General features: G+C 44.4%; 10 protein-coding genes. 8 read left to right on the forward strand and 2 right to left on the reverse strand.

The genetic code is table 11. The features are described 5' to 3' along the window. Positions 1-324 precede the first annotated feature (324 nt). From dctP to CAG60_RS13905, 3 genes are all read left to right on the forward strand, one after another. On the forward strand, positions 325-1338 hold the full coding sequence (gene dctP, locus CAG60_RS13895; RefSeq protein WP_154168909.1) for a C4-dicarboxylate TRAP transporter substrate-binding protein: 1014 nt from the start codon (positions 325-327) through the stop codon (positions 1336-1338). Positions 1339-1492: 154 nt separating this feature from the next. Further along, positions 1493-1981, forward strand: coding sequence for a TRAP transporter small permease (locus CAG60_RS13900; protein ID WP_170905378.1), 489 nt, complete (start codon positions 1493-1495; stop codon positions 1979-1981). Continuing rightward, positions 1978-3261, forward strand: coding sequence for a TRAP transporter large permease (locus tag CAG60_RS13905; RefSeq protein ID WP_158137995.1), 1284 nt, complete (start codon positions 1978-1980; stop codon positions 3259-3261). Before CAG60_RS13900 ends, CAG60_RS13905 begins: the two co-directional genes overlap by 4 nt. Positions 3262-3332: 71 nt before the next feature. Here CAG60_RS13905 and CAG60_RS16775 read toward each other — a convergent pair whose 3' ends face one another. Then, positions 3333-3461 (reverse strand): hypothetical protein, encoded by a 129-nt coding sequence (locus tag CAG60_RS16775; RefSeq protein WP_272924715.1) that lies wholly within the window; start codon positions 3459-3461, stop codon positions 3333-3335. A gap of 215 nt (positions 3462-3676) precedes the next feature. Here CAG60_RS16775 and CAG60_RS13910 point away from each other — a divergent pair, with 215 nt between their 5' ends. The 3 genes from CAG60_RS13910 (at position 3677) to phaC (ending at position 6785) form a co-directional block, all read left to right on the forward strand. After that, positions 3677-4417 (forward strand): SDR family oxidoreductase, encoded by a 741-nt coding sequence (locus CAG60_RS13910; RefSeq protein WP_154168906.1) that lies wholly within the window; start codon positions 3677-3679, stop codon positions 4415-4417. A gap of 131 nt (positions 4418-4548) precedes the next feature. Further along, on the forward strand, positions 4549-4896 hold the full coding sequence (locus CAG60_RS13915; RefSeq protein WP_004395799.1) for a phasin family protein: 348 nt from the start codon (positions 4549-4551) through the stop codon (positions 4894-4896). A 116-nt stretch (positions 4897-5012) separates the two neighbouring features. After that, positions 5013-6785, forward strand: coding sequence for a class I poly(R)-hydroxyalkanoic acid synthase (phaC, locus tag CAG60_RS13920; RefSeq protein ID WP_161439199.1), 1773 nt, complete (start codon positions 5013-5015; stop codon positions 6783-6785). Between the two features lie 142 nt (positions 6786-6927). Here the strand turns inward: phaC and CAG60_RS13925 are convergent, their stop codons facing one another. Then, positions 6928-8757 carry a leukocidin family pore-forming toxin gene (locus CAG60_RS13925; RefSeq protein WP_161439200.1) on the reverse strand — a complete coding sequence of 610 codons (1830 nt, stop codon included), beginning with the start codon at positions 8755-8757 and terminating at the stop codon, positions 6928-6930. A 452-nt stretch (positions 8758-9209) separates the two neighbouring features. Between CAG60_RS13925 and CAG60_RS13930 the strand changes: the two genes are divergently transcribed. Together CAG60_RS13930 and CAG60_RS13935 are read left to right on the forward strand one after the other, a co-directional pair. Then, on the forward strand, positions 9210-11090 hold the full coding sequence (locus tag CAG60_RS13930; protein WP_158138003.1) for a methyl-accepting chemotaxis protein: 1881 nt from the start codon (positions 9210-9212) through the stop codon (positions 11088-11090). Positions 11091-11229: 139 nt separating this feature from the next. Continuing rightward, positions 11230-11423, forward strand: a 194-nt coding sequence (locus tag CAG60_RS13935; protein WP_202598463.1) for a transposase domain-containing protein, incomplete at its 3' end; no start/stop codon positions are given.

The following is an 11423-nucleotide window of genomic DNA, read 5'->3' on the forward strand; positions in this document are numbered from 1 at the left end:
GTATTCAAATGCTCATTTTTAATAAATATGTCACAAATAATAAACAAACTATTTGGGCTGTTTAATCCTTGTAGGATAATCACGGCGACTATCCCCTTCCTACTTTAAGTTGCAGGGATGTTGGCTACGTTCGTTCACCCCAATCACATAGTGGTCTATGTTCATGGGGATTCACTCACTTGCCGCCTACCTGCAACGCTAAGTAGTTTGGGGTTATTTGGATAAGCTGATTTATCCACCTTATGGATACTTCTCGGTTGCTTAATGCTGGCGTTGGTTCGCCATGTTAATCACCTTAGATAAAGTAATTGAAGGACAAATATAATGAAAAAGTTGCTCTCTGCCGCGTTGATCTCTTCTGCGCTTTTGCTAACCGGTTGTGGTGATAAAGAAGCCGCCGACCAAGCTGCTCCTAGCCCAATTAACATCAACCTCAGTTTGGTGTTTGCACCCAGTGAACTGCTCACTCAAGAGTTGATTAAAGTCACCGATTCTATTCGTGAAAAGACCGATGGCGGGGTGAACATTCAGGTGTTCCCGAGCGGTCAGTTACCGGTTTATAAAGATAACCTTGAGCAGGTGGTCAATGGTGCAAACTGGATTGCGGTTGAAGATTTAACCTATCTAGGCGATTACGTGCCTGATTTTACCGCGCTAGCTGGGCCAATGCTGTATCAAACTTATGATGAGTATTTGGCGATGATGCAAACCGATTTGGTGAGCGATCTTAAGCAGCAGATGCTTGATAAAGGCGTTAAAGTCCTGAATACCGATTATATCTTTGGTTTTAGACACATGATGACCAACCGTGAAATCGTTGAGCCAGAAGATATGCGTGGCATGCGCATTCGCGTACCGGGTAGCCAGTTATTCATCAGTACGTTATCAGCAATGGGCGGAGCGCCTGCGGCGCTGCCTTTCCCTGAGACTTATGCAGGGGTGCAACAAGGTGTGGTTGATGGTCTAGAAGGGACTATTTTGACCATGTACTCAAATAAAATGTATGAAGTGACGAAAAACCTATCTTTAACCAAGCATTTCCTTGGTACGGTAGGGGTCTACATTTCACCTAAAGTGTGGGAGCGTTTTAGCCCAGAGCAGCAAGCGATTGTGATGGAAGAGTTCGAGAAGGGCGCTTTATCTAACAATACTGAACTGGTGCGTTTGGATGCCGAATACGCTGAAAAACTGCAACAACTCGGCGTGACCATTAATGACGTCAACAGTGAAGCCTTTAACAAACTGACTCAGCCTGTTTATAGCCAGTTCCCAGCGTGGAGCCCAGATATTTACTCACGGATTGAAGCTGAGTTAGAGAAGATCCGCGCTCAACAATAAGCAGTGATCGACGTTATAGCCCAACGTCTCAGTGATTGATGAAGAAGGGTATCGCGTAACCGGCTGAACAGGCTGAATATAAGCCTTGAATCTGTTGGTTACGCGTTTTTATTTTCAAGCCATTGGATAGGAAGTAGCACCAATGAAGGTTGTGATTTTAGTTTGGCGTTATTTAGAAGAAGTGCTTGCTTCGCTGGCCATATCGGTAACCGTTTTAATGGTTATCGCCAATGTTATTTTGCGTTACGGGTTTGGGTTTGTGGTGCCATGGAGCGAAGAGCTTGCCGTGGTCTGTTTTATTTGGGCGGTCTATTTTGGGATAAGCTCATGTTACAAACATCGTATGCATATGGGGGTGGATGTTCTGGTGATTTTATTACCCGAGCGTTTTCAATCGCCGTTTAAAATTCTCTCTCTGTTATTTTTGATTGTCGTTAATGGCGGTATGGCTCATTTAAGTTATCAGTACACCATGTTATCGAATAAGGTGACGCCAGTGATGGGGATGTCTTATTTTGCGATTAACAGTGTTTTGGTACTGTCATTTGGATTGATGTTATTACACAGTTTTATTTTTCTTTATCAAGAGATTGCCAAGATGCGCGGTCAATCTTGGGCTGGATGTGAGGAAAAAGCATCATGATCAGTTATCTTCCGATCGGTATTTTGTTTGTCCTTTTTTTACTTAATGTACCGATTGCTTTTTCGTTGATTGCTTCTGCCATGGTCTATTTTATTTTCATTAATGATGTCATTCCAGTCAGTTTGGTGATGCAGCGCTTTATCTCTGCCGCTTCCTCTTTTCCACTACTGGCGATCCCGTTCTTTATTATGGTGGGTTCGGTAATGAACTATTCCGGCATTAGCCGCAGCTTATTGGCGTTCGCCGATGCGCTGATTGGCCATAAAGTCGGTGGTTTAGCGCAAGTCAACGTGGCATTAAGTACCTTAATGGGCGGAGTTTCAGGTTCAGCCAATGCCGATGCGGCGATGCAATCGAAAATATTGGCACCGGAGATGACTAAGCGAGGTTATGGTTTACCGTTTACTGCGGCGTTAACCGCAGCTTCTTCGAGCATTAGCCCGGTTATCCCGCCTGGGATTAATTTGATCATCTTTGCCTTGCTGGCCAACGTTTCTGTTCACCAAATGTTTTTGGCAGGGTACGTACCGGCCTTTTTGATGGCTATCTCACTGATGATTACTGTCGCTTGGATCGCTCGTCGGCGGGGGTATCCACCTTCTCGTGATAAAGCGGCGTCTTGGGGCGAACGCGGGCGTTATTTTTTCCAAGCTTTACCAGCGCTGTTGATCCCTTTTGGGATTATTTTAGGCATGCGTTTTGGTTTGTTTACGCCCACCGAAGCTGGTGCGATTGCCGTGATGTTGTGTAGCCTGATTGGCTTGTTCATTTATCGTCAATTAAAACCGCATCACTTTGCGGCGATTTTGCGCGAAACCGTTCAAGGCACCAGTACGGTGATGTTCATCATTATTGGGGCGATGGTGTTTGGCTACTACATGACGTTGGAGCGTATTCCGCAGACGGTGGCCAGTGCTTTGATTGAGTTAACCGATAATAAACTGTTGCTGTTACTGCTGATTAACTTATTGCTGTTGGTGGTGGGGATGTTTATTGAAGGTGGTGCAGCGATGATTATCTTGACGCCATTATTGCTGCCTGCCGTCCTGAATGCGGGGGTCAATCCGGTGCACTTTGGCGTGATCGTCATCGTTAATATCATGATTGGTGGCGTAACCCCGCCGTTTGGGTCGATGATGTTTACCGTTTGCTCCATTTTGAAAGTTCGGATGATTGAGTTCATGAAAGAGGTGATCCCGTTTTTGATTGCGCTATTGGCGGTATTAATGCTGCTCACTTTCTCTGAATCGTTAGTGATGTGGTTACCGAATGCGATTTAATAAAATAACGCCTCACTTTTGATGCGATAGGCCGCCAGTAAGGTTGGCGTCTCCTTAACATCGAGTTGTAATCAGCCATCATCGCCATTGAGCATGATGGCTTTTTTATGCTTCTTCTCTCTGCTTTTCTCATCTGACCACTGTGTATTATCGTTAAACGTGTCGATAAAAATCCAGATCGCGATCTTATCTTTCATCATTGTGGTTTTTTCCTTTTCTTCGCTTTGCAGTGAAAACGAGATCCATTTCAATTTTATGCAACAAGTTGATTTTTACAATTGCAATGTCATGTTGTTGCTTTATTTTAAGTAAGTTAAACAACTGTTCGAATTATTGAATAAACGTTAAAAGTGGACAGTGAGTCATCATCAAGATTAGCTCAGGTGAACCTTAGGCTTAGCAAGGGAGTGTAGGCATGAAAAAAGTAGCGTTAATAACCGGCTCGAAAGGGGGCATCGGATCTGCGATCAGCTCACAACTGGTTGCCGATGGTTATCGAGTGGTTGCGACGTATTACACCGGAAATTATCAATGCGCTATCGATTGGTTCAATGAGAAGGGATTTACCGAGCAACAAGTGCGTTTATTTGAGCTCGATGTGACTGATACCGAGCAGTGCAGTGAACGTTTAACTCAGTTACTGAGTGAAGAGGGCTCCATCGATGTGGTGGTCAATAATGCTGGTATTACGCGCGATTCTCAATTGAAAAAAATGTCCGCAGAGGATTGGTTTGATGTCATTAACACCAATCTGAACAGCGTGTTTAATGTCACTCGTCCCTTATTTGCAGCGATGTGTGAAAAAGGCCAAGGGCGAATCATTAATATCTCTTCGGTGAATGGTTTAAAAGGTCAATTTGGCCAAGTTAATTACGCGGCGGCTAAAGCAGGAATGATTGGTTTTACCAAGGCGTTAGCCTTAGAAGGTGCGCGTAGTGGGGTAACGGTCAATGCGGTCGCGCCCGGTTATACCGCGACGCCGATGGTTGAGCAGATGCGAGAAGAGGTCTTGGCGTCGATAAAATCTCAGATCCCGATGCAGCGTTTAGCGACCCCAGAAGAGATCGCTAAAGCGGTCTCTTTCCTTGCGGGAGATGGCGGGGCTTATATCACTGGTGAGACGCTCTCTGTCAATGGCGGCTTATACATGAACTAGCTTATACATGAACTAATAGTGAAGTGGCATTGAGTGAACAACGAATGCCTCTTCATCATGATGGCTTTTGCCCAAGCAATTGTGCTTTGGGTTAGGTATCGATAACAGTGTTAATCAATGAGGAAATACTTATGTACACGGATTTTTTTAAAACTTTCACCGATCAAGCAGAAAAAAACATGCAACCGTTTTTTAAGTTTAATCAGTTAATGACTAAAAACGTTGAGCTATTGACAGAGCTACAACTGAATGCAATGCGCACATACAGCGAAATGGGTATGGCTCAGATGAAAGCAGCGTCAGAGATTAAAGATGTTAATACACTCGCGGCGTTCAGTAGTCAGCAATTGGGCGTTCTGAGTAAACTGTCGCAGCAGATGCTAGACGATAGCAATAAATTGCAAGCGGCAGCGAAAGAGTTCAAGCAAGATATTGAAACATTGACTTCAGAAAATATCAAAACGGCGACTCCACAATAGCCTGTGATCGTTTTATAACTGGAAGCGTTTGCGAGATAACACGCTTCCGGTGATCAAGGTATCTATTAAAGCGCCGCCCTTTTTCGGCGGCGCTGTTCCGAGTAAGGGAGTACTTTATGTTGCAACATTTCTTTTCGGACTATCTGGTTAAGCTGCAAGAAACCAATCAACAGTGGTGGCAGGATTTTGAAGCGAACAAGATGGCCGCTAACTCTCCTTTAAACCAAGCCATTCAAGCAGTGAACTTTGAAGATAGTGCGAAGTTTTTTGAACAAGCCGTTAATCAACCGACCGCGTTGCTGCAGTTGCAAACCCAGTGGTGGGAGCAACAAATGCAAATATGGCAGCAAGTCGTGCTATCCGGTAACACCCAGAGTGTGATTGAGGCTGAGAAAGGCGATAAACGATTTAACGATGAAACATGGCAGTCACAGGCTATGTACAATTTTATTAAGCAGTCGTACTTGCTGTTTTGTAAAACCTACATGGAGACCATCAATGCGATTGAAGGTGTTGATGAGAAAACCAAAGAGCGGATCAGCTTTTTTTCAAGGCAGATGATCAATGCGATGTCGCCTTCGAATTTTATTGCCACTAACCCTGAACTGCTCAAACTCACCATTGAAAATAATGGGCAGAATTTGCTTAAAGGTATGGAGCTGCTCAAAGAAGATTTGCAGTCCAGTGCTGATATTTTGAAAGTTCGCATGACCAACGAGCAAGCTTTTCGACTGGGTGAAGAGATAGCCAGTACGGAAGGTAAGGTGGTGTACCGTAATGAGTTGTTCGAGTTAATTCAATACACACCGACCACAGAGCAGGTTAAGGCAACTCCGCTTTTGATCGTGCCGCCGTTTATTAATAAGTATTATATTCTTGATTTAACCAAGAAAAACTCCATGGTGCGCTGGCTGGTAGAGCAAGGGCACTGTGTGTTTATGATCTCTTGGCGCAATCCTGGACAGGCACAAAGTGAAATTGGTTTTGACAACTATGTTCTCGATGGTGTGGTGCAAGCGGTATCGGTAATTGAAGATATTACCGGACAAGAGCAAATCAACGCAGCAGGTTACTGTATTGGTGGTACGGCATTAGCCTCTGCTATTGCTTACTATGCTGCGAAACGAATGAAAAAACGGATTAAATCGGCGAGTTTTTTTACCACTTTACTGGATTTTTCTCAACCTGGCGAAGTGGGTGCTTACATTAACGATACCATCATTAGTGCCATTGAAGCGCAAAATAACGCGCAAGGCTTTATGGATGGCCGTTCGCTGAGTGTGACCTTTAGTTTGTTACGTGAAAATAGCCTGTATTGGAATTATTACATTGATAACTATTTAAAAGGCACGAGCCCGGTTGATTTTGATCTTTTGTATTGGAATAGCGATAGCACCAACGTTGCGGCTAATACCCATAACTTCTTACTGCGCGAGTTGTACCTCAATAATCAGCTAGTGCAAGATAAAGGGGTAAAAATTGGTGGGGTATGGATTGATCTGAATAAAATTCGCATTCCAAGCTACTTTATCTCCGCCAAGGACGATCACATTGCTTTATGGCAAGGTACTTACCGCGGCGCGTTAGCCATGGGAGGTAATAAAACCTTTGTGCTCGGTGAATCTGGTCACATCGCTGGGATTGTTAATCCACCAGCTAAAAATAAGTACGGTTATTGGGTCAATGACAGCTTAGATGAATCGGCGGATGAGTGGTTAGCCAATGCGCAGCGGGCAGATGGCTCATGGTGGACACATTGGGATCAATGGCTTGCTCAGTTTAGCCCTGAGTCATTAGTTCCTGCTTATCCCATCGGCAGTGATAATTTCCCTGCTCTTGAAGCTGCGCCGGGCGGTTATGTGAAACAAACGCTACCGATAGTTGAATAAACCGATAGTTGAATAATAAGATGGATAGCGCCTATTTATAGCACTGATAGGGTCGTCTCAATGGGATGAAAGCCGCCGCGGAAGATGACTTCATGCGGCGGCTTTTTATTAACGACTTTTGTTAGTAAACCTAAAAAATAGATTATTGATTATCAGGATTAAACACATTGGTGTAGCTGGTAATGGTACGCACGCTGATATTCGATTGATCGCTGGCGTATAAACCGAGTTGTCCCGTTGTTGTATCATGGCCTAGGCTTTGGTGACTGTATACATTACTTAAGGTATCGCTATTAGGGATCCACTCCCAGCGCTGGCTTAAGCTTGAGTTACATTGCTGAAGGGCATTCAGATTATCACCATCTAAACAGTAAGCGGTGTTCGCTGCACTCACGTAACGCCCTAGCTGATCATAAATAAACGATTGAGCTTGTTTGTTATCGGCACACTCACTGGCGGTTATCGATTGATCGCCATTCACCTCAACACAGCGGTTATTAAAGCTGGCAAGTTGTAAGTTAACCGGTCTGCCACCGGTAAATACCGGATGTTGCCAATCAACGGTGAAGCTGGTGGTTTTACCGACTCGGCGACGTCCATCGTTTTCAAACCCATGGTAAGATTGATGGCCACCGATGACGTAATAATGCTTATAAGCGCCGTTATAGATTGGACGGATATTGACCGAAGAATCAATCGTAAACTCGGTAGTGCCAGTTTCAGTTGGAGCAGCGCTGTAGATCACATCCATTTTCGGTACAAAGCTGGCATAACCGATTGGGTTGATCTTGTTGGTATCAATCGGATAAGTATTTACCCATAGTGCATCTGTCCAGCGATCCAGTAAAGACTCCGCCGTTGCGTATTGATCGCGCTCCCAAGTAAAACGAACTTTTTGTGGGCTTGGCGTACTGCGTGCGACTTTATAATCGTGAGTTTTAAAGGTTAACCAACGGCTTTGGTTGTAACTAGCGTTAGCTTCTAGTTTGGCTTTCGGACCATCTTTATTAACTTCAACACCGCCATTGACGCCAACTTGGAAACCAGACACTTCCTTGATTTCATAGTCAGAATTAATATTTTCACGAGGGAAGGTTTTTAAAATTTGCGCTTTATTATTCGATGCGTTAAAGACAAACTGATAATCCTGTGCGATAGCATCCGTTGACCAATCTCTGAAATAGGCATCGAGAGTGACGTAGTCGGCTGCATATTGACGCCAGCTTAACTTATCATTGAGATGAATACCGGCTCCAGTGGTATCGTCATCCAAACTGATACGAACAATTTTGGCGTCTGGTGTTGCTGAGCCCGTGGTACCAAATTGCAGAGAACGTTCATAGTTAACTCGATAGATCAACGAGATGTTCGGGTTATCACAAAAGACGCGAGTCCCTTTATCCCATAAATGTGAGTTTTTAAAGGTGCACTCTTCATCGCTGATTGGGCGATGAACATTCACATAAAACGCAACATGCGGCAAGCTGTTAGCTTCGCTTGTCGCATTAGTGCGGCTATCAATACTACGCCGTTGGCGAGAATAGGTAACAGGTTGAGCTTCAAGTAACTGAATACTTGGATCATTTTCATCATCTAACCCCGTGAACAATAATTCTCCTTTATGTTCGGTAATTAGCCAGAAATCACTGCTCAGCGCGACACCTAATTGACCGCGTAATAGCGCTTTGGCTTGTGTTTTACCCTGTTCATCACTGATATTACTAAAATCTATCAAGTAGCGCTGATGCTGGCGAAGCACGCTATCGCGCACATCACTTAACGTTGGTACTGTTCCTTCTTCCACCAACAATTCAGCGGCATTTAAATAACTAACTTGGCTATCATCCTGAAGCGTACTCAGCATTTCAACCGCCACACCTTGTGGTTGCTGAACATCTGCATAGGCGGTATTCCATACCAAGCCTGATAATATCGCGGCTAACGCGATGGTTTTATTGTTATAGATAGGCATAGGATTACCTCTTGATGAATGGTATTACCCTGTGACTTAACGTTGCGCTATGGCTGAACATCTTTGCCCCTTGGGTTGCAGTAGATAACGTATTCATATGGTTATTAAATGATCCATTACTGCTAAATCTATTAATATGTTTTTTAGTAACAATTTGAAACAAATTAAATGAAATTCGTGGCTCAAGATCACAAAAAAACATCAGGAGAAAATGAACTAAAGTATCTTCAAGGTTTGATAAGCCTTAGTTATCAATAGCGGTAGGCGATACTGTTACCTTGCTGCAGAATTCTTGGCTGTGATTAGTTGGTTTAATCAAAGCGAGAGTGGTGTCAAAAATATGTCGGGGTGAAATTGGTACACTGATGATTAATTTATGATAAAGGTTGCCTTTGATTCGCCGATAGTAAAGGGCGATATTATTCACAGGTAGTCAGATGAGGAGTGCAAGGATGTTCAAGTCTTTTCGAGCCAAAATCACCGCGATCAGCGTGGGATTGATCGTGATTTCATTGGTTGTGACGGCGGTTTTAATCGTGAGAGTTAGCTCTGAAACGCTCCGTTTGCAAATCAGCCGTAATTTACAACAACAGCTACAAACTCAATCGAGCTCAATTTCTAACTGGATGGATGAGCGAAAAAACATGCTGATGGCCACCGGAAAGGTTTTGGAACAGCGAGATCCTTTGTCTGCTCTAAAGCAACTGAGTGATGGCGGTGGTTTTTTAGCGGCGTATTTCGCGCGTCCTGATGGCTCTGCGGTGTTTTCCGATGAATGGCAACCACCGAGTGATTACAATCCATTGACTCGTGAATGGTACCGCTTGGCGGCTACGCAGAGCGGCGTCGCGACAACGGCACCTTATGAAGATGCGCTAGATGGCCAAACCAGCTTAGTGGTCACCTTTACTCATGGATTGGGCAATAACGCCAGTCGCGGTGTATTAGCAGGGGATATTCCTTTAACCTTTATCATTGATACCGTGCGCGCCATTGCGCCAACACAAAACAGTTTTGCATTTTTAACCGATAACAGCGGGACTATTATTGCTCATCCGAATCCAAATTTGAGTTTAAAAAGCTTACGTGATTTGAACCCCAACTTAACGCAAAACATGTTAAGTGATATTCAGCGTCAAGGTCATCGCGAACTCACGTTGCAAGGCCAAGCCATTTATCTCACCAGTCAGGCAATACCGGGCACCAACTGGTCGTTGAATATTGCTCTCGATAAACAAGATGCCTTATCGGGTATCTACAGCATGATCCGTTGGACGGTTATTGCGGTGCTATTGATTGGGTTGGTTGCCACCGGTGTGATGTGGATCTCTAGCGCTTCAGGGTTTAGACGTTTACAAGAAGTCAGCTTAGCAATGACCGATATCGGTCAAGGAGAAGGGGACTTAACCAAACGTATCGAAGCGCATGGCAGCGATGAAATTGCCACTATTGCCAAAGCGTTTAATACCTTTGTTGAAAAGATTCATCTGTTGGTGAACGAAGTTAATAATACCGCTCAATCGGTGTCGGCGGCTTCGAGCACCTTGGCACAAGTGACACGACAAAGCGCAGGTGTGGTCGCTCAGCAAAGTTCAGAAACGGATCAAGTTGCGACCGCAATGAATGAAATGACCGCCACCGTACAAGAGGTTGCGAGTCATGCCAGTGAAGCGGCAAGTCAAGCCTCTGCAGCAGATAATGAAACCAAACAAGGGCAAGTGTTACTGCGCGATACCTTACAACAATTAAAACATTTGGATGATACCTTGCAAGGCAGTAGTTCAACGATTGCGGAGTTACAAACCGGAACGCAAGATATTGTTGGTATGCTGGATGTGATCAGCGCCGTTTCTGAACAAACCAATTTACTCGCTTTAAACGCGGCGATTGAGGCTGCCCGAGCGGGAGAGCATGGCCGTGGTTTTGCGGTGGTTGCCGATGAAGTGCGTGGATTAGCAGGTCGTACGCAACAAAGTACTCAGCAGATCCAAGAAGTGGTTGATCGCCTGTTTAAGCAAACGGAAAATGTGGTCAATGTGATGGCTCAAAGTCGCTCCGCTGCGCAAACTACCGTGACGAAAGCCGAAGACATGGCTGCTCGTTTAGAGCAAGTTAATCAAGCGATTACCTTAATCGCTGATATGAACTTACAAATAGCGACAGCGGCAGAAGAGCAATCATCCGTGGCTGAGCTGATTAACCAAAATGTGGTGAATATTAATGATTTATCATCACAAACTGAACAGGCATCGCATCAGTTAACCGAAGCGACGCAAACTCTGACTGAGCAAGCGGATCAACTGCATCAACAAGTATCGCAGTTTAAAATTTAGTCAGCGATTACCGTCAGTGTGTTATCTAAAAAGGGGCTTTTAGCCTAATGCCGATCAGTTAAGAGATAAATGATCGGTTGAACGATCCTACAGATGGCTTATAAAGGCTCTAAGTTCCTAAAACTTTGAGCCTTTTATTTTGCAATTAACTACAGCCCTAACACTCGCCAAGCGTTACGCCCCCAATACTGAACAACTTGGAAAACTCAGTGACATTCTTTGTCCTGATTTCATCAACCAATGCTTAGAAGCTTCCGGTGTGGCCACTATTCGTAAACGTCGTATCCCTCTCGACATGGCCGTTTGGGCGGTCGTTGCTATGTCGCTTTACCG

Origin of the sequence: Vibrio sp. V33_P6A3T137 (genome assembly GCF_009904835.1) — a bacterium.
Taxonomy (GTDB): Bacteria; Pseudomonadota; Gammaproteobacteria; order Enterobacterales; family Vibrionaceae; genus Vibrio; species Vibrio metschnikovii.